24 protein-coding genes are annotated in these 26,170 nt (G+C 70.3%); 4 read left to right on the top strand and 20 right to left on the bottom strand.

What is annotated here, in order from left to right; translation table 11 throughout:
* Positions 1 to 67 precede the first annotated feature (67 nt).
* A complete protein-coding gene (locus tag ACWIF2_RS23315; protein ID WP_454362564.1) occupies positions 68 to 2,683 on the bottom strand; it encodes an ABC transporter permease/substrate binding protein in 2,616 nt (871 codons plus the stop codon).
* The gene (locus tag ACWIF2_RS23320; protein WP_454362565.1) at positions 2,676 to 3,767 is read right to left on the bottom strand and encodes a quaternary amine ABC transporter ATP-binding protein; all 1,092 of its coding nucleotides are present in this window, start codon (positions 3,765 to 3,767) and stop codon (positions 2,676 to 2,678) included. The genes ACWIF2_RS23315 and ACWIF2_RS23320 overlap by 8 nt, the downstream gene beginning before the upstream one ends.
* 198 nt (positions 3,768 to 3,965) lie before the next feature.
* Here ACWIF2_RS23320 and ACWIF2_RS23325 point away from each other — a divergent pair, with 198 nt between their 5' ends.
* Both ACWIF2_RS23325 and ACWIF2_RS23330 read left to right on the top strand, forming a co-directional pair.
* Positions 3,966 to 4,895, top strand: a complete 930-nt coding sequence (locus tag ACWIF2_RS23325) for a 5'-3' exonuclease (RefSeq protein ID WP_454362586.1) — start codon at positions 3,966 to 3,968, stop codon at positions 4,893 to 4,895.
* A 123-nt stretch (positions 4,896 to 5,018) separates the two neighbouring features.
* Complete coding sequence (locus ACWIF2_RS23330; RefSeq protein ID WP_454362566.1) at positions 5,019 to 5,861, top strand: siderophore-interacting protein; 843 nt, start codon at positions 5,019 to 5,021, stop codon at positions 5,859 to 5,861.
* A 40-nt stretch (positions 5,862 to 5,901) separates the two neighbouring features.
* Here ACWIF2_RS23330 and ACWIF2_RS23335 read toward each other — a convergent pair whose 3' ends face one another.
* Positions 5,902 to 6,483: a GNAT family N-acetyltransferase gene (locus tag ACWIF2_RS23335; protein WP_454362567.1), complete on the bottom strand. Its 582-nt coding sequence runs from the start codon at positions 6,481 to 6,483 to the stop codon at positions 5,902 to 5,904.
* Between the two features lie 80 nt (positions 6,484 to 6,563).
* Here ACWIF2_RS23335 and ACWIF2_RS23340 point away from each other — a divergent pair, with 80 nt between their 5' ends.
* A complete protein-coding gene (locus ACWIF2_RS23340; protein ID WP_454362568.1) occupies positions 6,564 to 7,550 on the top strand; it encodes an RluA family pseudouridine synthase in 987 nt (328 codons plus the stop codon).
* Here ACWIF2_RS23340 and ACWIF2_RS23345 read toward each other — a convergent pair.
* The 17 genes from ACWIF2_RS23345 to ACWIF2_RS23425 all read right to left on the bottom strand — a co-directional run bounded on the left by ACWIF2_RS23345 (position 7,544) and on the right by ACWIF2_RS23425 (position 24,954).
* On the bottom strand, positions 7,544 to 9,043 hold the full coding sequence (locus ACWIF2_RS23345; protein WP_454362569.1) for a cytochrome P450: 1,500 nt from the start codon (positions 9,041 to 9,043) through the stop codon (positions 7,544 to 7,546). The genes ACWIF2_RS23340 and ACWIF2_RS23345 overlap by 7 nt on opposite strands.
* Before the next feature lie 76 nt (positions 9,044 to 9,119).
* Positions 9,120 to 9,740: a GTP-binding protein gene (locus ACWIF2_RS23350; RefSeq protein ID WP_454362570.1), complete on the bottom strand. Its 621-nt coding sequence runs from the start codon at positions 9,738 to 9,740 to the stop codon at positions 9,120 to 9,122.
* Complete coding sequence (locus ACWIF2_RS23355) at positions 9,721 to 10,119, bottom strand: DUF742 domain-containing protein (protein WP_454362571.1); 399 nt, start codon at positions 10,117 to 10,119, stop codon at positions 9,721 to 9,723. Before ACWIF2_RS23355 ends, ACWIF2_RS23350 begins: the two co-directional genes overlap by 20 nt.
* Complete coding sequence (locus tag ACWIF2_RS23360) at positions 10,116 to 10,523, bottom strand: roadblock/LC7 domain-containing protein (RefSeq protein WP_399021109.1); 408 nt, start codon at positions 10,521 to 10,523, stop codon at positions 10,116 to 10,118. Before ACWIF2_RS23360 ends, ACWIF2_RS23355 begins: the two co-directional genes overlap by 4 nt.
* Positions 10,520 to 12,163 (bottom strand): sensor histidine kinase, encoded by a 1,644-nt coding sequence (locus ACWIF2_RS23365; protein WP_454362572.1) that lies wholly within the window; start codon positions 12,161 to 12,163, stop codon positions 10,520 to 10,522. Before ACWIF2_RS23365 ends, ACWIF2_RS23360 begins: the two co-directional genes overlap by 4 nt.
* 329 nt (positions 12,164 to 12,492) lie before the next feature.
* Entirely contained in the window at positions 12,493 to 15,342 is a 2,850-nt protein-coding gene (locus ACWIF2_RS23370; protein ID WP_454362573.1) for a DEAD/DEAH box helicase, read from the bottom strand.
* 40 nt (positions 15,343 to 15,382) lie between these two features.
* Positions 15,383 to 16,273 carry a diacylglycerol kinase gene (locus tag ACWIF2_RS23375; protein ID WP_454362574.1) on the bottom strand — a complete coding sequence of 297 codons (891 nt, stop codon included), beginning with the start codon at positions 16,271 to 16,273 and terminating at the stop codon, positions 15,383 to 15,385.
* A gap of 31 nt (positions 16,274 to 16,304) precedes the next feature.
* A complete protein-coding gene (gene tatC, locus ACWIF2_RS23380; protein ID WP_454362575.1) occupies positions 16,305 to 17,267 on the bottom strand; it encodes a twin-arginine translocase subunit TatC in 963 nt (320 codons plus the stop codon).
* A 47-nt stretch (positions 17,268 to 17,314) separates the two neighbouring features.
* Positions 17,315 to 17,599, bottom strand: coding sequence for a Sec-independent protein translocase subunit TatA (gene tatA / locus ACWIF2_RS23385; protein ID WP_184597412.1), 285 nt, complete (start codon positions 17,597 to 17,599; stop codon positions 17,315 to 17,317).
* 259 nt (positions 17,600 to 17,858) lie between these two features.
* Positions 17,859 to 18,053, bottom strand: coding sequence for a hypothetical protein (locus ACWIF2_RS23390; RefSeq protein WP_454362576.1), 195 nt, complete (start codon positions 18,051 to 18,053; stop codon positions 17,859 to 17,861).
* Between the two features lie 44 nt (positions 18,054 to 18,097).
* Positions 18,098 to 18,391 carry a hypothetical protein gene (locus ACWIF2_RS23395; protein ID WP_454362577.1) on the bottom strand — a complete coding sequence of 98 codons (294 nt, stop codon included), beginning with the start codon at positions 18,389 to 18,391 and terminating at the stop codon, positions 18,098 to 18,100.
* 160 nt (positions 18,392 to 18,551) lie between these two features.
* Positions 18,552 to 19,628, bottom strand: a complete 1,077-nt coding sequence (locus ACWIF2_RS23400) for a helix-turn-helix transcriptional regulator (RefSeq protein WP_454362578.1) — start codon at positions 19,626 to 19,628, stop codon at positions 18,552 to 18,554.
* Positions 19,629 to 19,646: 18 nt separating this feature from the next.
* Positions 19,647 to 20,624: a helix-turn-helix transcriptional regulator gene (locus ACWIF2_RS23405; RefSeq protein ID WP_454362579.1), complete on the bottom strand. Its 978-nt coding sequence runs from the start codon at positions 20,622 to 20,624 to the stop codon at positions 19,647 to 19,649.
* 128 nt (positions 20,625 to 20,752) lie between these two features.
* The gene (locus ACWIF2_RS23410) at positions 20,753 to 21,124 is read right to left on the bottom strand and encodes an FKBP-type peptidyl-prolyl cis-trans isomerase (RefSeq protein WP_184597416.1); all 372 of its coding nucleotides are present in this window, start codon (positions 21,122 to 21,124) and stop codon (positions 20,753 to 20,755) included.
* A 61-nt stretch (positions 21,125 to 21,185) separates the two neighbouring features.
* Positions 21,186 to 22,193: an FKBP-type peptidyl-prolyl cis-trans isomerase gene (locus ACWIF2_RS23415; RefSeq protein WP_454362580.1), complete on the bottom strand. Its 1,008-nt coding sequence runs from the start codon at positions 22,191 to 22,193 to the stop codon at positions 21,186 to 21,188.
* 130 nt (positions 22,194 to 22,323) lie between these two features.
* On the bottom strand, positions 22,324 to 23,685 hold the full coding sequence (gene pafA / locus ACWIF2_RS23420; protein WP_184597419.1) for a Pup--protein ligase: 1,362 nt from the start codon (positions 23,683 to 23,685) through the stop codon (positions 22,324 to 22,326).
* A gap of 9 nt (positions 23,686 to 23,694) precedes the next feature.
* Positions 23,695 to 24,954 carry an MFS transporter gene (locus ACWIF2_RS23425; protein WP_454362581.1) on the bottom strand — a complete coding sequence of 420 codons (1,260 nt, stop codon included), beginning with the start codon at positions 24,952 to 24,954 and terminating at the stop codon, positions 23,695 to 23,697.
* Between the two features lie 89 nt (positions 24,955 to 25,043).
* Here ACWIF2_RS23425 and ACWIF2_RS23430 point away from each other — a divergent pair, with 89 nt between their 5' ends.
* Positions 25,044 to 26,060 (top strand): LacI family DNA-binding transcriptional regulator, encoded by a 1,017-nt coding sequence (locus ACWIF2_RS23430; protein ID WP_454362582.1) that lies wholly within the window; start codon positions 25,044 to 25,046, stop codon positions 26,058 to 26,060.
* Positions 26,061 to 26,170: the final 110 nt, after the last annotated feature.

Genomic DNA, 26,170 nt, shown 5'->3' on the forward strand with positions numbered 1-26,170 from the left:
TGCTCGTGGAGACGGGTGCGGGGCAGGACGCGTCGTGTTCGCGTCCCGCCCCGCACCGCATCCGGACTCACTGCGGCGTCATGCGCTCCACCATGTCGGGGTGCTCCTTCAGCCACGCGGCGACGGCCTCTTCCTCATGGCCCTGACCGCGGTTCTTGATCTCGCTCTCCAGGGTGCCGAGCTCCTCCTCGGTCATCTTGAAGTTCTTGATCCACTTCGTGAGCTGCGGATACTCCTCGGGGAACTTCTCGTTGGAGATGGTGCGGATCGTGTTGCCCTCGCCGAAGGCCTTCTTGGGGTCCTTCAGCTTGGTCAGCTCGTAGTCGCTGTACGCCCAGTGCGGCGACCAGAGCGTGACGGCGATCGGCTCCTTCTTGGCGTAGGCGCGCTTCAGCTCGGCCAGCATGGCCGGGGTGGAGCCGTCGACGACCTCGTACTCCTTGTCCAGGCCGTAGGCGGGCAGGACCTTGTTCTTCGCCAGGTCCATCTCGCCGGTGCCCGGTTCGATGCCGATGATCTTCCCCTTGAAGGTGCCGGACTTGCCCTTGAGGTCCTCCAGGGAGTCGACGCCCTTCACATAGGACGGTACGGCGATCTCCAGGGAGGTCGGTTCGTACCAGGTGCCGAGGTCCTTGAGCCGGTCCTTGTTCTTGTCCCAGTAGTTCTTCTGGGCATAGGGCAGCCAGGCGTCGAAGTTGAGGTCGAGATCACCCGAGGCCAGGCCCGTGTAGACGGGGCCGACGTCCATCTGCTTCAGGTTCAGCTTGTAGCCGCGCCGCTCGAGGACGTTCTTCCACAGGTAGGTGACGGCGATGTCCTCGTCCCAGGGGAACCACGCCACGTCCAGGGGCTGCTTGGCCTCGGCGGGCGTGCTGCCGCCGGCGTTCTCCACCGGGGCCATCTTGTCGGCGAAGCCGGGGTTCTGCTTCAGCCAGGCGCGCACGGCTTCCTGCTGGTTGCCCTTGCCGGCCTTGTTGATCTCGGCTTCGAGGCTGGTGAGCTCCTTCTCGTTCATCTTGAAGTTCTTCAGCCACTCGGCGACCGTCGGGTCGTCGTCCGCGAGGCCCTTGCGGGACAGCGTGTGCACGCCGTCGCCCTTGCCCCAGGCGCCCTTGGGATCCTTGAGCTTCTTGAGGTCGTAGTCGTTGTACGCCCAGTGCGGCGACCAGAGCGTGACGACGATCGGCTTCTTCTGGGCGTAGGAGCGCTTCAGCTCGGCCAGCATGGCGGGCGTGGAGCTGTCGACGACCTTGTACTCCTTGTCCAGGCCGTACTCCTTGAGGACCTTGCTCTTGAGCAGGGCCATCTCGCCGGCGCTGGGCTCGATTCCGGTGATCTTGCCACCGAACTGCGAGGCCTTGCCCTTGAGGTCCTCGAGGGAGTCGATGCCCTTCATGTAGGAGGGCACGGAGAGCTCCAGGGACGTCTTGTCGTACCAGGAGCCGAGGTCGTCGAGCTGCTTGCCGTACTTCTTCCAGTACTGGGCGTGGGTCGTGGGCAGCCAGCCGTCCGTCTGGAAGTCGACGCTGCCCTGGGCGAGCGAGGTGTACAGCGGGCCGGCTTCGAACTGCTTGGCCTCGACCTCGTAGCCGCGCTGCTCCAGGACCTCCTTCCACAGGAAGGTGGAGGCGACGCCCTCGTCCCAGGGGATGTAGCCGATGCTGATCTTCTTGCCCTGGCCGACGTTCTTGCCGCCCGCCACGGCGGTGGAGTCGGCGCTCTTGCCGAAGACGCCCATGCCGCCCGCGGCGAGCGCGAGGACGACGACGCCGACCACGGCGACGACCGGGCGGGGCCGGTAGGACCAGATCCTCAGACCCTGGGCGGCGCGCAGCTTGGCGGCGGCGCGGCGGCCGAGCGGGGAGACCTGGGTGCCCAGGGCGCTGGTCATGCGGTCCAGGTAGATCGCGAGGATCACGATGGCCACACCGGCCTCGGAACCCAGGCCCACGTTGAGCTGACCGATGGCCTCGTTGACGTCGCCGCCGAGGCCGCCGGTGCCGACCATGCCGGCGATCGCGGCCATGGACAGGCCGAGCATGATGACCTGGTTGACGCCGGCCATGACGGTGGGCAGGGCGAGCGGGAGCTGGACGCGCAGCAGGGTGTTGCGGGGTGTGGTGCCGAACGCGTCGGCGGCCTCGACCAGTTCCTTGTCGACCTGCCGGATGCCCAGCTCGGTCATGCGCACGCCCGGGGCGAGCGCGAAGATCAGCGTGGCGACGATGCCGGCGGGGGCGCCGGTTCCGAAGAACAGGATCGCCGGGATGAGGTAGATCATCGCGGGCAGCGTCTGCATGAAGTCCAGGACGGGCCGGACCAGACCGCTGACGCGGTCCGAGCGGGCCGCCCAGATGCCGACGGGTATGGAGATCACGAGCGCGATGACGGTCGCCACGAGGACGAGCGCCAGGGTGATCATCGCGTTCTCCCACAGTTCGAGGGAGTCGATGAACGCGAATCCCACGAATGTGAGGACACCGGCGAGCGTGCCGCGCAGCCAGAAGGCGACCACGGCGAAGATGCCCGCGAGGAGGAGCGGTTCGGGGGCCTGGAGGACGGCGTTGATGCCGTCGTAGAGGCCGAGGAAGACGGTCTTGCAGAAGTCGAACAGCCACGCCATGTGGGTGGTGAGCCAGTCGACCGCGTCGTTGACCCAGGTGCCGAGCTCGATCCTAGGCACGGGCGGTCACCTTCTCTCCGCCCTTGTCCCGCGGGGAGTCGCAGGGCTGCGGGGTGGCGTCCTGCTCGTCGCCGAGGAAGCCGATCAGGCGCTGCCGGGGGACGACGCCGATCTGCTTGTTGTCCTTGTCCACGACCGAGACGGGGTGGGAGAGCCGGGCGCTGATCGCGCACAGCTCCGTGAACGGGGTGTCGGCCGTGGCGGTCCGGCACCGGCAGCCGGGGTCGTCGGCGGTGGCCGAGGGGTCCATGAGCTCGCCCGCGGTCAGGACGCGGGAGCGGTCGACGTCCTGGGTGAAGGAGGCGACGTAGTCGTTCTCCGGTCGCAGCAGGATGTCCTGGGCGGTGCCGATCTGGACGATCCGGCCGTCGCGCATGACGGCGATGCGGTCGCCCAGGCGCATGGCCTCGTTCAGGTCGTGGGTGATGAAGACGATCGTCTTCTTGAGCTTCTGCTGGAGCTCGAGCAGCTGGTCCTGCATGTCGCGGCGGATCAGCGGGTCCAGGGCGCTGAAGGACTCGTCCATCAGCAGCAGGTCGGCGTCGGTGGCGAGCGCGCGGGCGAGACCGACGCGCTGCTGCATGCCGCCGGACAGCTCGTCGGGCCAGGACTTCTCCCAGCCGGCCAGGCCGCACAGGGCGAGCGCCTCGTCGGCGCGGCGTACGCGCTCGGCGCGGGGCACGCCCTGCACTTCCAGACCGTAGGCGGCGTTCTCGCGCACACTGCGGTGCGGGAAGAGCGCGAAGTGCTGGAACACCATGCTGATCTTCCGGGAGCGGACCTTGCGCAGTTCCCGGTCGCCGAGCGCGGTCAGGTCCTGGTCGTCGAAGCGGACGTGCCCGGCGGTCGGCTCGAGCAGGCCGTTCAGCATGCGCAGCAGGGTGGACTTGCCGGATCCGGACAGACCCATGACGACGAAGATCTGGCCGGGCTCCACGGTGAAGGAAGCGTCGATCACGGCGGCGGTCGTGCCCTCGGCGCGCAGATCCTCCCGGTCGGCTCCGTCACGGAGCCGCTCGACCGCTCGGTCCGGTCTTCTGCCGAACACTTTGTACAGGCTCTCTGCCTGAAGCCTCGCTGACACGTGCACCTCAATCTCGACGGCAATAGAACAGAGCGAGGACAGGGCCGCAAACAGTTGAAATGCGCAACCAGCCTCGCTCTGGGGCCGCGCCTCCCCCGGATCCGGAAAGCCAAACCCACAAGTGGGGCGCTTCACACAAGACGCACACACGGCAACGCGCTGCTCAGCGGCGAGTGGCTGTCAGTGGCGTACGGCATGATGCGGGGCGTGACCGGACGACTGATGCTCCTCGACACCGCCTCCCTGTACTTCCGCGCCTACTTCGGCGTCCCGGACTCGGTCAGGGCCCCGGACGGCACGCCGGTGAACGCCGTGCGCGGGCTGCTCGACTTCATCGACCGCCTGGTCAAGGACCACCGGCCCGACCAGCTCGTGGCCTGTATGGACGCCGACTGGCGGCCGCACTGGCGGGTGGAGCTGATCCCCTCGTACAAGGCGCACCGCGTCGCCGAGGAGCGCGCGGCCGGCCCGGACGAGGAGGAGGTGCCCGACACGCTGTCGCCGCAGGTGCCGGTCATCGAGGCGGTGCTGGACGCGGTCGGCATCGCGCGCGTGGGCGTCGCGGGGTACGAGGCGGACGACGTGATCGGCACGTTCACCGCGCGGGCCGAGGGCCCGGTCGACATCGTCACGGGCGACCGGGACCTGTACCAGCTGGTGGACGACGCGCGCGGGGTGCGCGTGCTGTACCCGCTGAAGGGCGTGGGCACGCTCCAGCTCACCGATGAGGCCGTGCTGCGCGGGAAGTATGGGGTCGGCGGGAGCGGGTACGCGGATCTGGCCCTGCTGCGCGGCGACCCCAGCGACGGCCTGCCGGGCGTGCCCGGCGTCGGCGAGAAGACGGCCGCCAAGCTGCTGGCCGAGTACGGGGACCTGGCCGGGATCATGGCGGCGGTCGAGGACCGGCGGTCGAAGCTCACGCCGACGCAGCGCAGGCGGCTGGACGAGTCGCGCCCCTATCTGGCGGTCGCGCCGAAGGTGGTCCGGGTCGCGGACGACGTACCGCTGCCCGATGTCACCACGGCGCTGCCCCGGTCCCCGCGCGACCCGGCGGAGCTTCAAGCGCTGGCGACCCGCTGGGGACTGGGCGGCTCACTGGAGCGTCTTCTGACCACACTGGCGGTGTGACGGGGGCGGGCCGACGGCCTCCCGGAGACCGGCGGTGTTCATGAACCTCTCATTCGGGAGGTGTTAAGTGGGGGCGAGGTGCTAACTTAGGTAAGCCTAACTATGCGAGACAGGGAGGTCCTCATGGCAGAGCGACCCGGACGCCAGCCGCGTAAGCCGCATTCCGCTCAGGTCGTCCGCACCGAGCGGCTGACTCCGCACATGCAGCGTGTGGTGCTCGGCGGCGAGGGCCTCGCCGACTTCGCGGCGGGCGCGTGCACCGACCACTATGTGAAGCTGCTGTTCGCACCCGAGGGCGTGACCTACCCGGAACCCTTCGACATGCAGCGCGTTCGCTATGAGCTCCCCCGCGAACAGTGGCCGGTGACCCGGACGTACACGGTGCGCCAGTGGGACGCCGAGCACCGCGAGCTGACCCTGGACTTCGTCATCCACGGCGACGAGGGCCTGGCCGGTCCCTGGGCGGTGCGCGTCCAGCCGGGCGAGGTCGTGCGCTTCATGGGACCGGGCGGGGCCTACGCGCCCGACACCGACGCCGACTGGCATCTGCTAGTCGGTGACGAGAGCGCGCTGCCCGCGATCGCCTGCGCCCTGGAGGCCCTGCCGCGCGGCGCCAAGGCCTTCGCCTTCGTGGAGATCTCCGGCCCCGAGGAGGAGCAGAAGATCGACTCGGACGTGGACGTCGTCTGGCTGCACCGCGGCGACCGGCCCCTCGGCGAGGCGCTGGTCGAGGCGGTACGGAGCCTGGAGTTCCCCGAGGGCCGGGTGCACGCCTTCGTCCACGGCGAGGCACACTTCGTCAAGGAGCTGCGCCATCTGCTCCGGGTCGAGCGCCACATCTCGCGCGAGGACCTGTCGATCTCCGGCTACTGGCGACGCGGCCACGACGAGGACGGCTGGCAGGCCTCGAAGCGGGACTGGAACGCGCGCATCGAGGCGGAGCAGGAGAACACCCCGGCCGCCTGAGCGCCGCGAGCGCGACGGGCCTCGGCGACGCGACGCCCCTTCAGTCACCCCGCACTCGCGCGTGCAGATGCGCGTCGTGCCTGCCGTCCGGCTGCAGGAGGGCGCTGCGCTTGGTGCCCTCGAGGAGGAAGCCGGTCCTGGTGGCGACGCGGCAGGACGCCTCGTTGCGCACGGCGTGCAGCAGTTCCAGGCGGTGGAAGCCGGTCTCGTCGAGGGCCCAGCGGGTCAGTGCGGTCGTGGCACGCGCGGCGATGCCACGGCCCCGTACAGCCGGGACGGTCCAGTACGCCACCTCCGCCACACCGTCGTCGAGCCGTATCTCGCGCAGCGCGACCCGCCCCAGCAGCGAGCCGGAGTCCGCGTCGGTGACGGCCCACTGCGCCTCCCGCTCCTCCTCCCACGCCCGGTGCCAGTCACGGATCCAGCCGGTGACCTCCTCCTCGGAGTCGGCGGCCCGGGCGTGCCACTGGTGCATCACGGGATCCTGGAAGACCTCGTACACCGCGGGCGCGTCCGAGACCTGCCAGGGACGCAGGAGGAGTCCGTCGCCGGTGGCGAGGGTGGGCTGCGGGCGGTGGGCGAGGGTCCCGGCGGCCAGGACCGGGCTGGTGAGGAACGGCATGCCCCGCATCCTGGCAAGGACGTGAGGGACTTCCCCAGTGGTTTTCCGCCCGGCGCGCCGGTCCTCGTACGCTGGGCGCGATGAGACGCAAGCCCCGCATCCCGCCCTCTCCCCTGCCGCAGCGCCACGGCGTGGATCCGGTACGGGTGCGGCTGCCCGTCGCCCGGTCGTGGACCACCGTGCGCGAGCACCTGGTGGAGCGGCTCAGCGGCGCGGGTGCGGGGGTCGTCGACGGCATGTTCGACGCGGGGCGGATCGTCGGGGCGGACGGACGGGCCGTGGCGGCGGACGCGCCGTATGTGCCGGGGATGTTCGTGTGGTTCCACCGGGAGCTGCCCGAGGAGGTGCCGGTGCCCTTCCCGCTGGAGGTCGTGCACCGGGACGAGCACATCGTCGTCGTCGACAAGCCCCACTTCCTCGCCACCACCCCGCGCGGCAGCCATGTCACCGAGACCGCGCTGGCCAGGCTGCGCCGGGAGCTGGACATCCCCGCGCTCGGCCCCGCACACCGCTTGGACCGCCTCACCGCGGGGCTCGTGCTGTTCACCGTGCGCCCCGAGGAACGCGGCGCGTACCAGACCCTGTTCAGTGACCGCCGGGTCCACAAGGAGTACGAGGCCGTCGCCCCGTACGACCCCGCCCTCACGCTGCCCCGGACCGTACGCAGCCGGATCGTGAAGGAGCGCGGGGTGCTCACCGCCCGGGAGGTGGCGGGCGAGCCGAACGCCGTGAGCCGTGTCGAACTCGTCGAGCACCGTCCGGGAGGAGCGGGCGAGCTCGCCCGGTACCGGCTGGTGCCCGGCACCGGGCAGACGCACCAGCTCAGGGTGCACATGACCGCGCTGGGGGTGCCGATCCTCGGCGACCCGCTCTACCCGGAGGTGACCGACCCCGTACCGGCCGGTGACTTCCGGCGCCCGCTCCAACTGCTGGCACGGGCCCTGGAGTTCACCGATCCGGTCACGGGCGAGGAGCACCGGTTCCGCAGCGGCCGGGAGCTCTCGGCTTGGGCGTCGTACGACCGGTGGGCCGCCGGGACGTACGACGGCCCGTCAGCCGGTCAGTAGCCGCGCCACCAGCTCAGGAAGCGCTGCCAGACGCCCTTGGGGCGGGCCGGTTCCTGAGCCGCTGCCGGAACCTGCGGATACACAGGGGCCGGCTGGGGCTGCGCCGGGGCCGGCTGCGGCTGGGCGGCGGCCGGTGCGGCCTGCGGCCGGGGGCTGCCGATCTGCCAGTCGGAGCGCTGCGCGGGGACCTGCTTGTGGTTCGGCGGCTCCGTCACGTCCTGCGGCGGCTTGGGCGAGAACGTCACCGGCATCTCCACCAGGTGCCGGGAGGCGATGGACGCCGTCCAGCGCAGCTCCTCCTCGTCGCAGTCGAGTTCGACGTCGGGCAGCCGCATCAGCAGCGCGTCGACGCCGACATCGGCGATGGAGCGGCCGACGTCCTGGCCGGGGCACTCGTGCGGGCCGCCGCCGAACGCGAGGTGCGAGCGGTTGCCCTGCATGCTGGCGGACAGGTCGGGCCGTACCCGCGGGTCGACGTTGGCCGGGGCCGGGGCGAAGAGCAGTCCGTCGCCCCGGCGGATGCGCTGACCGCCCAGCTCGGTCTCCTGCTTGGCGAAGTAGGCGAAGACCGTACTGAACGGCGGTTCGTTCCACAGGGACTGCTCCACCGCCTCCGGCACCGTCATCTGGCCGCCGTTGAGCTGGGCCCGGAAGCGCGGGTCGATCAGTACCGTGAGCAGCACGTTGGACAGCAGGTTGGTGGTCGCCTCGTAGGCGGCGAAGAGCACCAGGCGCAGGTGCTCCCTGACCTCGTCGTCGGTCAGCCGGGCCGGGTGGGTGATCAGGTAGCTGGCGAAGTCCTCCTCCGGCTGGGCGCGGCGCCGCGCGGTGAGCCGGCTCAGGGCGTCCATGACGTAGGAGTGGCTGGCGATCGCGGTCTCGGTGCCCTTGAGCGCGTCGCGGGCGGCCTCGACGAGACGGTCGTTGTACTCGTCGGCCATGCCGAGGATCTCGCACATCACGGCCATCGGCAGGTGCTCGGCGAACTGGCCGACGAGGTCGGCCTCGCCCTGCTCGCAGAAGCGGTTGACGATGGCCTGCGTGCTGCGGTTGATGTAGCGGCGCAGGCTGCGGAAGTCGATGGTCGAGATGGCGCCCATGACCGCGCCGCGCAGCCGCTTGTGCTCGTCGCCCTCGGCGTGCGAGGCGATGGGCTGCCAGGCGATGTGCGGCATCAGCGGGTGGTCGGGCTTGACCAGGCCGTCCTTGAGCGGGGTCCAGATGCGGCTGTCCCGGCAGAACTGCGAGGGCGAGCGCACCATGTGCAGGTTCTCGGCATGTCCGAGGACGACCCAGATCGGTACGTCGTCGTGGAGCAGCACGGGCGCCACGGGGCCGTGGTCCTTCCGCAGCTGCTCGTACAGCGCTCCCAGATCCTCCGACTCGTGCAGCCGGTGCAGTCCGCCGGGCCCGAGGCCGTGTGCGGGGCAACCGGGGGGCGGGCCGAGCCGGGAGGCGTCGGTATCGGTCGGGGTGTGGGATTCAGGCGTCACAGTGGTCGCTCCGAAACTGAAGTGAATCCAGGTGTCTGGTGGGGGAAAGCGGGGGTGGAGTGGGGCGGGTACGGGATCAGGTGCGCGAGCCCGTCATGGCGAGCGAGTGCAGGAAGCGCATGAGGGTCATCAGGACGTCACGGCTGGAGGCCCGGCGGCGTACGTCGCACTCCATGATCGGGATGTCCGGGGCGAGGTCGAGGGCCGTACGGAGCTCCTCGATGGCGTAACGCGGGGCGTCCGGGAAGGAGTTGACCGCCACCACGAACGGCACACCGCGCTCCTCCAGCCGCCCCATGACGTCGAAGCTGACCTCCAGCCGACGGGTGTCGACCAGCACGACGGCGCCGAGCGCGCCCTCGAACAGGCCGTTCCACAGGAACCAGAAGCGCTGCTGGCCGGGTGTGCCGAACAGGTACAGCACGAGCTGGTCGGTGATGCTGATGCGGCCGAAGTCCATGGCGACGGTGGTGGCCGTCTTGGACGCGGAGCCGAAGTTGTCGTCGACACCGATACCGGCCTGCGTCATGGTCTCCTCGGTGGTCAGCGGTGTGATCTCGCTGACGGAGCCGACCATGGTCGTCTTGCCGACGCCGAAGCCACCCACGATCACGATCTTGGCCGCGGACTGTGCCGTGTGGGGCAACTGGTCCTCGGCCCGGGGGCCCGGGATGGTGTCAGAGCCTTTGAAGTCCATTCATCACCGCTTCGAGAAGGGAACGGTCGGTGCGTGACTGGCGGACGATCGGGGCGCGCGCCTGCACCAGTTCCGCCGTCAGCAGCTCGGTGAGCAGCACGCCCATCGCGCTGAACGGCAGGTGGAGGTAGGCCGAGAGCTCGGCCACGGACAGGGGGGCGGCGCAGAGCCGGAGCAGCGCCGCCTGCTCGGGGGAGGCGGAAGGCGGCGGGTCATCGGCACGCGCCACGATTAACGTGACCAGGTCGAGCTCGGCCCGTTCTCCGTCGGGGCCGGCCACCACATACATCCGCTCCGGGTTTCTGACCTTGCCCTCGCCCTCCTCGGGCGGGGGCGATTCCGGGGTGGGGTCGCGCCGCTGGCGTTGCGGAGGCGTCATACGATCTGCCCGTTGCGCCGGGGCGGAGTGGTCAGATGGCCACCGATCCGGACGATGAGGTCACGCATCATCGCGCTCATCCGGCCGGGTTCGCACCGCACGTCGGAGAGCACCGCGAGGAAAGCGTTGGCGCCGGCGTTCATCAGATAGAAGTAGCCACGGTCGATCTCGATCATGACGAGCTTCATCTCGCCGTCGCCCACGGTGAGTTCCTGGCAGATGCTGCCCGCGAGGGACTGCAGGCCGGCGCAGGCCGCGGCGACCCGGTCGGCCGCGTCGGGCTCACCGCCGTAGCGGGCGATGCGCAGACCGTCGGCCGAGAGCACCACGATCATCTCGATGCCCGGCACGCCGTTGGCGAGCTCCTTGAGCATCCAGTCGAAGTTGCCTCGCTGCTGGATCACTTGAGGTCCCCCTCGTCATCGGCCTCGGTCCGGGCCGGGTCGTTGATCAGGTGCAGATACTTGGTCGGGTTCCGCAGGAAGTCCGTCGGGTGGGTGCCGGGTTCGATGCCCTGCTTGAGTCCCTCCCAGAAGGCCTCGAGGCCCTTGCCGGGGGCGTCCGGCGCCGACATGTCGCGCAGCGGCTTGGACTCGGGCTCCGCCGTCGCCGCCCAGGGGTTGTACTCGCCCCGCTCCTCGGCCTCCCGGTCGGCCTTCTCGTTGGCGGCCTGCTGGGCGAGTCGCTCGGAGAGCGGCATCTTCACCCGGCTGCGGCGTTGCGGCAGACCGTTCGCCGTCCACTCGGTGACCTCGGGAACGTCGTCGTCCTCCATGGAGACCGTCTCGGGGATGCGCGGGCTGGTGGGACGGCGCCTCTTGGGTGCGCGCTTGGGGCCCTCGGGAATGCCGACCGTCATGGGGGCGCCGGTGGCGCCGATGCCGTGGGCGAGTCCGACACCGGGCTCGTGGGTGACCATCTCGCTGGGCACGATGAGGATGGCGCGGACGCCGCCGTAGGCGGAGGCGCGCAGCGACACCTGCATGTTGTACGCCGTGCAGAGGCGGCCGACGACGGCCAGGCCCAGCCGCGGGTGCTCACCGATGTCCTGGAGGTCGACGCCCGCCTTGGCGGCCTCCAGCATGCCCTCGATCCGGGCTCGCGCCTCCTCGTTGAGGTTGACACCGCCGTCCTCGATCTCGATGCAGACGCCGGTCTGCACCTCGGTGGCGGTGACGTGCACCTTGGTCTGCGGGGGCGAGTAGCGCGTGGCGTTGTCGAGGAGCTCGGCGGCGGCGTGGATGACCGGCTCGACGTAGATGCCCTTGACGCTGATCTTGGCGATGGACGACAGCTGGATGCGCCGGTACTCCAGGATGCGGGACATGGCGCCGCGCAGCGTGCTGTACAGGGACACCGGCTCGGGCCACTGGCGTCCGGGGCGGCCGCCGCCGAGGACGGAGACGGAGTCGGCGAGGCGGCCGATCAGCGCGTTGCCGTGGTCGATGCGCAGCAGGTCGTCGAAGACCTCGGGGTTGCGGCCGTGGTCCTCCTCCATCTCCCGGAGTTCCTCGGCCTGCTGGTGGGCGATCGCCTGGACGCGGCGGGCGACCGTGACGAAGGAGCGAGCGGCGGCGTCACGCATGGTCACTTCGTTGTCGACGATCCTGAGCACCGTCAGGAGCGTCTCGACCTCCGGCTCGGGCAGGTCACGGTACGCGGGGTTGGCGAGGCCGAGCTTGCGAATCACCTCCCTGGGGGATTCTCCGGTGCGCAGCAGGTCGAGGGCGGCGGGGACGACCTCCCTCGAGAAGCGGACCAACTCGTGCTCGTGGCCGGCGATCCGCTGTTCCAGATACGCGCTGTGACGGGCGTGCTCGGCACGCTGGTTGCGCAGGGCACGGCCGCGGCGGACCGCTTCGGCCGCCGTCGCGATCACCAGCGCGGTGGCGATGCCGCCGCACCAGCCGACCGCGAGCCGGGCCGACTCCGCCACCAGGGCGACGGCGGCTCCGGACGCCGCGGCCATCGCTATGGCCGGCAGCAACAGCACGCGCGCGTAGGGAAGTTCACGGCGAACGGGAGGGGATTGAACACTCACCATGTAGGCCTTCTGACAGGAGTCGGCTGGGGTTCCACACAAATGGGGAACAAGCGCACGAATTCATCTCAAGCCGGTGCGCTGCGGGCGAGCTTAGTCCGACCGGATCATCGCCGTGTCATATTCAGCATCCGCCGGAAACCGGACGCGAAGGGATAGTACGCTCGGTCGTTTACACGCTGCGACATCGTTCGAATGCAGTACGTAACGGCGTACAGATATACGAAAACCACTCACCGTGACGGGTGAGTGGCCTCAGGACAACGCCCCATCAGGGGCGCGGGGAACTGCGCGAGCAACCACATCCGGACGGACACCCGCGCAACAAACGATCACCCCACCGACGAGTAGGCGACAACCCCCCGCAGCAACAGATCAACAGCCTTACGCGCGTTCTTCACGACAGAAGACCCCTGCGGTGCCGCCGCCGCGATCTGCCCCAGCACATCGATCACCTGCTTGCACCACCGCACGAAGTCCCCCGCCGGCATCTCCGCCTCACGCAGCACCTCGTCGAGCCCCGACCCGGAGGCCCACATGTACGCGGCCCAGGCGAACCCCAGGTCCGGCTCACGCTGTCCGACACCCTCGGTCTGGGTGATCCGGAACTCCTCCTCCAGCGCGTCCAGCCGCCCCCAGATCCGCACCATCTCACCCAGCGCGGCCTTGGCCTTCCCCGACGGCAGCTTCGGCGCCATCGCGTCGTCCGCCGCGCGCGCCTCGTACACCAACGCCGAGACGCAGCCCGCCAGTTCCGCCGGGCCGAGCCCCTCCCAGACGCCCTCGCGCAGGCACTCGCTGGCGAGCAGGTCCAGCTCGCCGTACAGCCGCGCGAGCCGCTTGCCGTGCTCGGTGACCTCGTCGCCGCGCAGGTAGTCGAGCTCGGTCAGCAGCGCGACGATCCGGTCGAACGTCCGCGCAATGGTGTTCGTACGGCCCTCGATCCGCCGCTCCAGCTGCGAGGTGTCCCGCAGCAGCCGGTGGTAGCGCTCGGCCCAACGGGCGTGGTCCTCACGGTCGTCGCACCCGTGGCAGGGGTGTGCGCGCAGTGCGGTCCGCAGCCGGGCGATCTCGCGGTCGTCGGCCGCCTGGGAGCGCCGCTTGCGGTGCCGGTCGGCCGGGATGTGCCCGGCCTTGGTGCGCAGCGCGGACGCGAGGTCCCGACGGGACTGCGGGGAACGCGGGTTGAAGGACTTCGGGATCCTCATCCGCTCCAGCGGCTCGACCGGCACCGGGAAGTCCATGGACGCCAGCCGCTTCACCTGCCGCTCGGCGGTCAGCACCAGCGGGCGCGGCCCGTCGTGGTGCTCGAAGCCCCGGTGGCCGTTCGAACGGCCCGCGGGCAGGCCCGGGTCCAGCACCAGCGCCAGGCCCGCGTACTTGCCGGTGGGCACATGGATGACGTCACCGGGCTTCAGCTTCTCCAGCGCGACCGCTGCCTCGGCGCGCCGCTGTGCCGCGCCCTGCCGGGCCAGGTCGTTCTCGCGGTCCTTCAGCTCGCGGCGCAGCCGGGCGTACTCCTCGAAGTCGCCGAGGTGGCAGGTCATGGAGGCCTTGTAGCCCTCGAGACCCTCCTCGTTGCGCTGCACCTGGCGGGAGATGCCGACGACCGACTTGTCCGCCTGGAACTGCGCGAAGGACGTCTCCAGCAGCTCTCGCGAACGGTGCCGGCCGAACTGCTCGACCAGGTTGACCGCCATGTTGTACGACGGCCTGAAGCTCGAGCGCAGCGGATATGTGCGTGTGCCGGCCAGGCCCGCAAGGTGCTCGGGGCTGGAGCCGCGCTGCCAGAGCACCACGGCGTGGCCCTCGACGTCGATGCCGCGCCGCCCCGCACGCCCCGTCAACTGGGTGTATTCGCCCGGGGTGATGTCCGCGTGCTGCTCGCCGTTCCACTTGACGAGCTTCTCCAGCACCACCGAGCGGGCGGGCATGTTGATGCCGAGGGCGAGAGTCTCGGTCGCGAACACGGCCTTGACCAGGCCGCGTACGAACAGTTCCTCGACGACCTCCTTGAAGGTCGGCAGCATGCCCGCGTGGTGGGCGGCGATGCCGCGCTCCAGGCCTTCCAGCCACTCGTAGTAGCCGAGGACGTGCAGGTCCTCGGTCGGGATGGAGGCCGTGCGCTCCTCGACGAGTGAACGTACCTGCTCGCGTGCCTCGTCGTCGTTGAGCCTGAGGCCCGCGTACAGGCACTGCTGGACGGCGGCCTCGCAAGCGGCGCGGCTGAAGATGAAGGTGATGGCGGGCAGCAGCCCCTCGGCGTCGAGCCGTTCGATGACCTCGGGCCGGCTCGGCGTCCAGACCCGGGAGCGCTGTCTGCGGTCGCGCTCGCGGTCGGCCTCGCGCATGGACCGGCCGCGCCGGCGGTCCTGGTACGACGGCCGGCTCGCCTCCATGCGGGCCATGCGTGTGAGGTCGGGGTTGACGGCCTTCTTGTGGCCCTCACCCTCCTCGAACAGGTCGTACATCCGCCGCCCGGCGAGAACGTGCTGGAACAGCGGCACGGGCCGGTGCTCGGAGACGATCACCTCGGTGTCACCGCGGACGGTGTCGAGCCAGTCGCCGAACTCCTCGGCGTTCGACACGGTCGCCGACAGCGATACCAGCGTGACCGACTCGGGAAGGTGGATGATCACTTCTTCCCACACGGCGCCCCGGAACCGGTCGGAGAGGTAGTGCACCTCGTCCATCACCACATGGCCGAGGCCCAGGAGGGTCTGCGAACCGGCGTACAGCATGTTCCGCAGCACCTCGGTGGTCATCACGACCACCGGGGCGTCGGAGTTGACGCTGTTGTCGCCGGTGAGCAGGCCCACCTTGTCCGTGCCGTAGCGGCGGCACAGATCGGCGTACTTCTGGTTCGACAGCGCCTTGATGGGTGTCGTGTAGAAGCACTTCTTGCCCTGCTGGAGAGCGAGGTGGACGGCGAACTCGCCCACGATCGTCTTGCCCGAGCCGGTGGGTGCGGCGACCAGGACGCCCTTCCCCGCCTCGAGCGCCTGGCAGGCCTCGATCTGGAAGGGGTCGAGGCCGAAGTCGTACATCTCGCGGAAGGAGGCGAGCGCGGTGGCCTGCTCGACAGCACGCTTGCGGGCTGCCGCGTACCGCTCGGCCGGTGAGAGGTCCTCTGTCATCGTGCTTTCGAGCGTACCGGGCCGCACTGACAACAGGACGATCATTATCCGGATCCATTCCTGTGAAACCGGGGATCGGCGCAGTTCAGGGGCCGACGACGCGCACGCCCCCGCGTACGCAGCGCGCGCTGAGCGGCAGCGGGCCGAGCGGCTCACCGTCCGCGTACCCGGTGATCCCGTCGGCGGCGATCTCGACCCGGGACGCCCGCAGCACGGTCACCGCCGGATGCCCGGCGTGGGTCCCCCGGTACACCCGCGGGAACACCCGCAGCAGGGTCGTGCGGCTGCAGTCCCCGACCACGGTGATGTCGAACAGCCCGTCGGTGAGGTCGGCGCCGGGGCAGATCCGCATTCCGCCGCCGTACGACGAGCCGTTGCCGACGGCCACCAGGGTCGCCTCGATCTCACGGAGCTCCCCGTCGTCGAGCCGGATGCGGTACGGGACGGGCCGGAACTCGGCGAGTTCGGCGATCATCGCCAGGTCGTACTTGAGGCGGCCCGAGGGCCACCGCATGCGGTTGCCCCGGTCGTTGACGCGGGAGTCGAAGCCGGAGGCGAGGACCGTGCCGAACCAGCGGTCGCCGACCTGGCCGAGGTCGATGTCGTGGATCCGGCCGCACTTGAGGGCGTCGGCGATCATGCGGCCCGCGGCGGCCGGCTCGCGCACGGGCAGGCCGAGGGCGCGGGCGAAGTCGTTGCCGGTGCCGACGGCGACCAGGCCGAGCGGGGTGCGTGTGCCCGCGACCGCCCGCAGCGCGAGGTTGGCCATGCCGTCGCCGCCGACGGCTATCAGCGCTCCGGTGCCGCCCTCGACGGCGGCACGCGCGCGAGTGAGGGCGTCGGCGGCGTCCTCACCGAGCACCGTACGCACCGAGAAACCGGCCGCCCGCAAAGCGGAAGCGGCCGGCTGCGCCGCGCGGGCGCCCCGGCCGCGGCCCGCGGTGGGGTTGACGAAGAGGGTGATCTCGCTGGTCACGCGACCGACCCTATGAGCTGCCTGCCGATCTTCAGGTCACGTCGTCATAACCGTTGACCCGGTCCGAGCGGTCCGAACTCGCCTGTTCGGGCAGGGCGGCGCGGCCGCTGGTCACGGGCTCGATCTCGCCGATGTCGTCGGGCGTGAGATCCAGCTCGGAGGCCTCGTCGTCGGCGGGGCCCAGGGCCTCGCGACGGCTGCGACGGCGGTCGTTGAGCAGGGAGAAGGCGACGGCCGCGAAGTACAGGACCCAGATCGGCCCGGCGAGCATCAGCATCGTCAGCGGGTCGGTGCTGGGCGTGGCGATGGCCGCGAAGACCGTGATGCCCATGATCATGCCGCGCCACCAGCCGAGCATGCGCTTGCCGGTGAGTGCTCCGGTGAGATTGAGCATGACCAGCAGCAGGGGCAGCTCGAAGGAGAGGCCGAAGACGAGCACCATCCGCATGACCAGGTCGAGCAGGTCGTCCAGCGGAAGGAGGTTGGACGTGCCGCCCGGGGTGAACTCGAGGAGCACCTTCGCCGTGGTGGGAAGCACCGTGTAGGCGAAGTAGGCGCCGATGATGAACAGCGGGGCGCCCGTGCCGACGAACGCGTACGCGTACTTCCTCTCGTGCCGGTGCAGACCCGGCGCGACGAAGGCCCACAGCTGGTAGAGCCAGACCGGCGAGGCCAGTACGACACCGGCCATCAGGGACACCTTCAGCGCCAGTGTGAAGGGGGTGATCAGACCGTTGATGGTGATCTGCGCACACGGCTTGGAGGACGCCCGCGACGCGGCCAGTTCCTGGAAGGTCTTGTCACAGCCGACCGAGTCGAGGATCGGCTTGGTGATCAAGTTGATGATGTCGTTGTAGAAGAAGGCGGCGACGACCGTGATGACGACGATCGCCAGCATCGCCTTGGCGAGCCGGTTGCGGAGCTCGCGAAGGTGCTCCGCGAGGGGCATCCGCCCCTCGGGATCCTTCTCCTGCTTGCGGGCAGACTTCAGCAACCCACGTTCCCATCTCGTGCGGCGGGCCGGAGGTCACCGGCCCTGCTTCAGCGCTTGGTCGTGTCCGTGGGCTCGTTGACCGGGCGGGAGCTGGTCACGTCACCGGGCGCTGCCTGGATGGTGCGCTGCGAGGGCTGCTCGTCGTTGTTGGGCGGGCCGGCCGGGGTCGTGGACGACTTGCTCTCGTCCTTCATCGCCTTGGCCTCGCTCTTGAGGATGCGGGCGGACTTGCCGAGCGACCGAGCCATGTCCGGAAGCTTCTTCGCGCCGAACAGCAGGATGATGACGACGAGGATGAGAATGATCTCGGGGGCTCCGAGCCTTCCGAACATAAGTCTTTACCTTCTCACCGAGGCGGCTGGGGTGGGATGCTGTCCGACCGGTCGGACATATGTCCGAACGATCGTGTTGACAGCGATCGTAACGCTCAGGGGTAAACGCGGGGCAATCCCTCTGCATCTCCTGTGCGTACTCCCGTCCGCGGCCAGTGCCTCGTTAACCGGGCCGCGATCAGCAGAGTACCTGTCCGAACCACAGAGGTGACAGGGCGAAGTGTCCCAAAGCGCAACTCACAGCCGCCTGCCGAACGGCTCACAGGGCGTCCACGGACCGGGCCGCGCTCCCCGCGGCCCGCTCCAGGTCCTCGGCGGCCCGGTTGATACGGCGCGCGGAGTCCGAAACCTGCCTGCCCAGGCGCTGTGCCTCCACGAAGACCCGGACGGCGAGCACCCCGAGCACGGCGAGACCCACGAACCCCACGGCAACCGCGAACATCGGCCAGAACATGCCGTCGAGCCTAGACCCTCCGGGAGGGACGGACGCCCAGACCCTCAGAGGGCCGGAGCGAGCCGCAGGGTCCGCACACCGCCGCCGGTGAGCAGCTCCACGATCCGCTCCCCCGCGGGCTTGCGGACGGACGCGCCGCACTCCGGGCAGGTGAAGGAGTAGAAGGTGGTGCGGCTGCTGGCGCCGATGGCGAGGCGCAGGGCTCCGGCGGTGAGTTCGAAGCGCTCCCGGCAGTCCGGACAGCCGGCCTTGAAGACCACCGGGGACACGCTCGTCATCCCGGCGAACGCGGACTCCACCGTCATGCCGCGCGCACCGGGCGTCACCGACTCGCTCACAGGCCTCGCTCCTCTTCCTGGGATCGGACGCCTCCGGGGCGCCCGGGTGACACCGATACGGGCCGGCTCACCAGCGTCGCCGGCCGGGTCCGTGCCCCGGCACCGCGGCCGGTGCCGGGGGCAGTCCCACTCGGCCGTCGACGCCGCGGGCACCCGCGCATCACGCGTGCCCGCCGTCCGGCCCGTCCGGGGCGAGGCGCACCGCGCTCACGCCGCGCGGCTCGCCGGTCTCGGCCGTCTCCACCGCGCCGGCCGTCCCGGCCGCCTCGATCCCGTCGTACGCCGTCAGCGCCTCGCGGGCCGCCTGCCGGGCGCTGTCGGCGAGCTCCGGCGGCGAGACGATGCGGCCGTCCCGCCCGAGCCGCAGCGCCAGGCGGCGGAGCGACGCGGGGTCGGGCGTGCGCAAGGTGATCTTCAGGCCGCCGTCGGGCAGTTCGTCCGCGCTGTCGTGCGGGTAGTACTCGGCGACCCAGCGGCCGCCGGGCCCGACCTCGACCACGACCTCCGGGTCCTCGGCCGCGGGCTGCACCAGGGCCTCCGACAGGTCCCGTAGCTCGATCTCCGGCGGCGCCGACGGCTCGTCCAGGATCTTGATCTCGGCGACGCGGTCGAGCCGGAAGGTGCGGCGCGCCTCGGAGCGGCGGCACCAGGCCTCGACGTAGGTGTGCCCGACGCTGACCAGGCGGATGGGGTCGATCTCCCGCTCGGTGACCTCGTCGCGCGCGGGCGAGTAGTAGCGGATCCACAGACGGCGGCGCTCGGCGATGGCCCGGTCGACGTCCGCGAAGACCCCGCCCTCGGACTCGAAGGTCACCGACAGGCGCGAGCTGGCCCCCGCCGTCTCGCCGGCCGCGGTCTCCACCTTGGCCGTCGCCCGCAGCAGCGCCTGGCGGTCGCTCTCGCGCAGTCCGGGCAGCGTGGCCACGGCCCGGGCGGCGACGAGCAGGGCGGTGGCCTCGTCGGCGGCGAGCCTCAGCGGCTCTGCGACATCGTCGGGGTTGTGCCACCAGATGCGCTCGCCGTCGGTGTCGATGTCGAGCAGATCGCCGCCGCGGAAGCTGGTGCCGCACATGGGCAGCACGTCGAGGTCGGAGACCAGCTCGTCCTCGGTGATGCCGAAGGCGCGCGCGACGTCCTCGACCCGGGCGCCGGGGCGCTCCTTCAGATACGTCACCAGCGAGAGCATCCGCCGGGTCTGGTCGATGGCGTTCACGGGCCTGACCGGTTTGCCTGCCACTGTCTCGTCCGCTCCCCCTCAGCCCTTGGCCACGGCCCGCAGCCGGTCCACCACGTCTGCCCGCAGCTCGGCGGGCTCCAGGACGACCACGTCCGGCCCGAACTCCACCAGCCAGGCGTCCAGCCCGTGGCCGTACGGAATCTCCAACTCGTCCCAGCCGTCGCCGAGTTCCCGTACGACGGTGGCCTTCGCCCGAAGGGGGTATCCCGCGCCCGAGCGCAGCCGGATCCGGGCGGAGCGGTCGGCGATCTCCCCGGCCCAGCTCGCGACGGTCTCACGGACGGTGACGACGTCCGGCACGTCCGCGGTGTAGCGGCCGCCGCGCGAGCGGACCTTGCCGGTGATCCGGGAGAGCCGGAAGACCCGCTCGGCGCCCCGGTCGCGGTCCCAGCCCGCGAGGTACCAGTGGCCCCGCCAGCACTCGAGCGCCCAGGGCTCCACGTGCCGCTGCTCGGGGTGGGCGGCGGTGGCCTTGCGGTAGTCGAAGACGACGGGGCGGCGGTCCCGGCAGGCGAGCATCAGCGGCTCGAACGCCGCCTCGTGCACGGGGATCCGCGGCTCCAGCGCGCCGTGCTGCCCGTAGGGGTCGACGTCCTCGGGGAGGCCGGCCGCGCGCAGCTTCTGCAGGGCACCGCTGGCCGCGCCGGCGAGCCGGGCCTGCTGCCACACCTTGGCGGCGACCCCGAGGGCCGCGGCCTCCTCGGCGTCCAGGGTGATGGGCGGGAGGCGGTTGCTGTCACGCCGGGCCAGGTAGCCGATGTCGCCGTCGAGGCTCTCGACGGTCTCGATGACCAGTCCGAGTTCGCGCAGGTCGTCCTTGTCGCGCTCGAACATGCGGTTGAAGGAGTCGTCGGATCCGGTGGCGCCGTTCCCCGGTCCGAAGGCCTCGACGTACGCCTCGATGGAGTCACGCAGCTCACGCTTGCTGAGCGGCCGCCGCGTCCCGAGCAGACACAGCGCCAGATTCATCAGCCGCTCGGCCTTGGCAATGGCCATCGACGCCCTTCGCCTCCCTATGGTGCTTACGACCGATGACCGTACCGCCCCGCGGTGGCCCGGCAAAGCCGAGGGCCCATGCCCGAACAGGCATGGGCCCCGCGTGATCGGGTCTGTCCGAACCTTGCTCAGACCCCGAGCAGGTCGACCACGAAGATCAGCGTCTCGCCGGGCTTGATCAGCGGGGTCGGGCTCTGGTTGCCGTAGGCGAGGTGCGCGGGGACGGTCAGCTGGCGGCGGCCGCCGACCTTCATGCCCTGCACGCCCTGGTCCCAGCCCTGGATGACCCGGCCGCCGCCCAGCGGGAAGCGGAAGGGGGTGCCACGGTTCCAGCTGGCGTCGAACTCCTCGCCGGTGCTGAAGGCGACGCCGACGTAGTGCACGGTGACGGTCTGGCCGGCCTGCGCGACCGGGCCGTCGCCTTCCCAGATGTCCTTGATCTCGAGGTCCGCCGGGGGCTCGCCGCCCGGGAAGTCGATCTCGGGCTTGTCGATGCTCACGTTTCTGGCTCCTGCTTGTCTGCGAAAAGGCGAACACGCACAGTCTTACATCCCCCGCACGTCAGAGCTTCGCGAGGATGTCCACCGAAAAGACCAGCGTGGAGTCCTTCTTGATGCCGCTGCCCTGCGGCGGGTTGTCGCCGTAGCCCAGCTTCGGCGGGATGACGATGAGGACCCGGCTGCCGACCTTCTTGCCGGTCAGACCCTGCGCCCAGCCCTTGACGACCTGCTGGAGCGAGAACGACACCAGCTGCTTGTTGGCGTACGAGGAGTCGAACTCCTTGCCGCCGTCCCACAGCACGCCCTTGTACTGCACGAGGACGCTGTCGGCGGCGGCGACCTTCTCGCCCTCGCCCTCCAGGACGTACTCCGCGACGAGCTTCGTCGGGGCGGTCGCCTTGGGCACCTCGATGGAGGGGGCCTTGCCGTCGGTGTTGGTGCCGACCTTGGGCAGGTCCGCGTCGTCCTGGGCGACCTTCTCGCCGTCGGCGGAGCTCTTGGAGTTGAACGTGTCCTGCACATCGACGACGAAGACCAGCGTGTCGGTGCCCTTGATGCCCGCCTGCGGGTTGCCCTGCGAGCCGTAGCCCCAGGTCGGCGGGACGGCCATCTCGACACGGCTGCCGGCCTTCTTGCCGGCCAGCGCGTACCGCCAGCCGTCGATGATCTGGCCCTGGGTGAGCTGGATGGCCAGGCGGGCCTTGCGGTCGTAGGAGTTGTCGAAGACCTTTCCGGTGCTCCAGACCTGGCCCAGGTAGTTCGCGACGACGAAGTCGTTCTCCGCGACGGTCTTGCCGCTGCCCGTGATCAGCGTCTTCACCGCGAGCTGCTTCGACGGTTCCCCGCTGCCCTTGGCGATCGTCGGCTTCTCGTCGAACTTCGTGCCCGCGGTGACCGCCGGCAGCGGACCGTCCACGATCTTCGGCGGCGGCGCCGAGGACGGAGCCGATGCCGAGGGCGAGGGCGAGGGACTGTCGCTGGCCTTGCTCGAATCCGACTTGTCGTCGCCGCATGCGGCGAGTGTGGCCAGTCCTGCGGGTACAGAGATGAGAAGTGAGCGTCGGCGCACTGTGGGGGCCTCGTAATCGATCGATCTCGTTGTTGGCGTGCGCGCAACTCTACGGCGTGAGCAGGGCGCCGTACTTGTAACGTACGGCGCCCGTGTGGCGTTCCGGCTGAATACCCGCCGGCGCATTTCCTCACATTCCGGCGATCAGCTTCTCCACCCGGTCGTCCACGGAACGGAACGGGTCCTTGCACAAGACCGTGCGCTGAGCCTGGTCGTTGAGCTTGAGGTGAACCCAGTCGACCGTGAAGTCACGGCGCTGTTCCTGGGCGCGCCGGATGAAGTCGCCGCGCAGCCGGGCCCGAGTGGTCTGCGGCGGAACCGACTTGCCCTCGAAGATCTTCAAGTCGTTGCAGATGCGTGCCGCCTGGCCCTTCTTCTCGAGCAGGTAGTACAGGCCACGACGGCGGTGGATGTCGTGGTAGGCGAGGTCTATCTGCGCGACCCGCGGATGCGACATGGTCATGTTGTTCTTGCTGCGGTACCGCTCGATGAGCTTGTACTTCATGACCCAGTCGATCTCGGTGCCGATACGGTCGAGGTCCTCGGCCTCGATCGCGTCCAGCGTGCGGCCCCAGAGCTCCAGGACCTGCTCGACGGTGCCGGTGCGGATGCCGCGGCGCTCGCAGAAGTCCACGGCCTTCTCGTAGTACTCGCGCTGCACCTCAAGGGCGGAGGCCTCGCGGCCGCTGGCCAGGCGCACCTTGCGCCGGCCGGTGATGTCGTGGCTGACCTCGCGGATCGCCCGGATCGGGTTCTCCAGGGTCAGGTCGCGCATCACGGTGCCCGCCTCGATCATGCGCAGCACCAGGTCGGTGGCGCCGACCTTGAGCAGCATGGTCGTCTCGGACATGTTGGAGTCGCCCACGATGACGTGCAGGCGGCGGTAGCGCTCGGCGTCCGCGTGCGGCTCGTCGCGTGTGTTGATGATCGGCCGGGAGCGGGTCGTCGCCGAGGAGACGCCCTCCCAGATGTGCTCGGCCCGCTGGCTGACGCAGTAGACGGCTCCGCGCGGCGTCTGCAGCACCTTGCCGGCACCGCACAGCAGCTGCCTCGTCACCAGAAACGGAATGAGAATGTCCGCGAGCCGGGAGAACTCCCCGTGCCGGGCGACCAGATAGTTCTCGTGGCAGCCGTAGGAGTTGCCCGCCGAATCGGTGTTGTTCTTGAAGAGGTAGACGTCGCCCGCGATTCCCTCCTCGTGCAGGCGTCGTTCGGCGTCCACCAGGAGTCCCTCGAGAATGCGCTCGCCCGCTTTGTCGTGGGTGACCAGTTCGGTCACGTTGTCACATTCCGGTGTGGCGTATTCCGGATGTGAGCCCACGTCGAGATAGAGGCGGGCGCCGTTTCGCAGAAAGACATTGCTGCTGCGGCCCCATGACACGACACGGCGGAAGAGGTACCGCGCCACCTCGTCAGGAGACAGGCGGCGCTGTCCCCTGAACGTGCACGTGACGCCGTACTCGTTCTCCAGCCCGAAAATGCGGCGGTCCATGAGGGAACATTACGCCCGATCCCCTGAACTGAAACGGGGTTCGGGGGCACGGTTTGGATCATTTTCCGAACCGGACACAACAACCGCTCCCCCGCCGGGAGCTGCGAGTACCCGCCCTGTGGCGGCCAAAACCAGCAGGGACACGCCACCCGCCGCACCCGGTACGGCGAAGCCCCACAGAGCCCCGCCCGCCTCCACGACGGGTCCCGCGACGCCCGCTCCGACCGAGTGGCCCACGGTGAACGTCGTCACCAGCCAGGAGAACGCCTCGGTGACCGTGCCGCGCGGGGCATGACGGTCGACCAGGACGAACGCGCAGGCGATGGCGGGCGCGAGGAAGACACCGGCGAGCGCGGTCAGCGCCACCATGGGCACCGCGTCCGGCATGAGAAGCAGTGGCAGGTAACACACCACCAGAAGGGCCACCAGCACCTGGAGTCGCCGTGCGGGCTCACCGGCCCACTGCCGGGCCCCGTAGACGGTGCCGCCGACCAGCGCCCCGAACCCCAGGGCCGCCATCAGCCAGCCGTACACGGCGTCACCGCCGTGCGCGTCCGCGTAGGGCACCGAGGCGACCGTGATGGACCCGAGCGCCATCCCGATGAACAGGAACGCCGCCAGCAACGCCAGCAGCCCCGCAGAACGCAGCGCGCCCAGCCAGTGGGCCTCCCGCGGCGCCGACCGCCAGGCACGCGACGGCGGCGACACCACCACGGACAGCGCCCCCAGCACCCCGACCACGTTCAGCACCAGCAGCGCGACCTGGGCCGACCACAGGGACACGCACAGCGTCACGAGCAGCGGCCCGACGGTGAACATCACCTCCTGGGCCACGGCGTCCATGGCGTACGCCGTGTGCACCTGGTCCTCCTTCCGGAGGACCGAGGACCACAGGGCCCGCAGCCCGCCCTCCAGGGGCGGCGTGAAGAGCCCCGCGGCCGCGACGGCACCGTACGCGACCGGCAGCGACCCGATCCCGGCGAAGGCGAACGCGGCCATCGCGAGCCCGGACAGCGCAGCCGCCGGCAACTGCACGCGCGGCTGCCCGCGCAGGTCCACGAGCCTGCCCAGCACCGGCTGCCCCACGGCGTTGGCGACGCCGTACACACCCGCCAGCGCCCCCGCCAGGCTGTACGAACCGCCCTCCGCCCGCACGAACAGCAGGATCGCGATGGCGCCGGTGGCATTGGGCAGCCGGCCCACGAGCGTGCCGACGAGCAGCCGCGCGGCGTGTCGCGCCCGAAGGATCTCCAGGTATCCCGTAGCCATGTCCCCGTCCTAGGTTTTACGTATAACGTCAACGTTTCATACGTACCATGTCCGCTGTTCACGAGTCCAGACGAAGGAGCGGCCCGACGGTGGCACGAGGCAGCACCCGCCCCACGAGCCGGGACGTCGCCCAGGCCGCCGGCGTGTCCCAGGCGGCGGTCTCCCTGGTCCTGGGCGACAAGTGGCGCGGCCGCGTCGCGGAGGCGACGGCGGAGCGGGTCCGTGAGGCCGCCCGGGACCTGGGCTACCGCCCGAATCTCGCGGCCCGCAACCTGCGCCTCGGCCGCACCCGCACGGTCCTCCTGGTGGTACCGGCCCTCACCACGGAGTTCTTCGCGGGCGTCTACACGGGCGCCGCCCGTGTCGCCGCCGAGCACGGATTCGGGGTCGTCCTCTACCCCTCCCCCGAGGGCGTCGGCCCCGCCCGCGACCCCTTCGCCTCCGCCCAGGCCGCCCTGGACGGCGTGATCGCCTCCTCCATGGCCGCGGACGCGCTCACCGCGATCCGCGGGGACCAGCTGCCCCTGGTGATGCTGGACAGCGATCCGGAGGGGAGCCTGGGTGCGGCGACCGTGAACCTGGACATCGCCGACGGTGTCCGCCAGGTCGCGGAACACCTGCTCTCCCTGGGCCACCGCCGCTTCCTCCATCTGGCGGCGGACGTACCCTCCTGGACCTTCGAGGCACGGGCCCGGGAACTGGCGAGCCGGCTGAGCGATGTACCCGGTACCTCGGTCCGCACGACCCGCGCGCCGATCTCCATCGAGGGCGCCGTGACGGCCACGGAGGCCGCCCTCTCACTCCCCGGTCCGCGCCCCACCGCCCTGGTCTGCGACGACGACAAACTGGCCGCCGGCGCGTACAAGGCGATCCGCCGTCTCGGCCTGCGCGTCCCGGACGACGTCTCGGTCACCGGCCTGGACGATCTGGCCCTGGCCACGGCGATCGACCCAGAACTGACGACGGTCCGCCTGGACGCGGAGCTCTTCGGGGAACGGGGAATGCGGGCCCTCCTGGCCGTCATGGAGGGCCGCGCACCCGAGGGCGGAGACATCCCGGTGCAGCTGGTGGTACGGAGCTCCACAGCCCCACCTGGGCTGCCCTAGCCGCTCGGCACCGACGCCGGGGCCGGGTGGGCCCGCAGCCCGGCGTAGCGGGGTACCGCTGCGCCCACCCGTGCCGCCCCCAGCGGCACGCATGCCCGCAGCTGAGCGAA

The organism is Streptomyces sp. NPDC055506 (genome assembly GCF_053643595.1).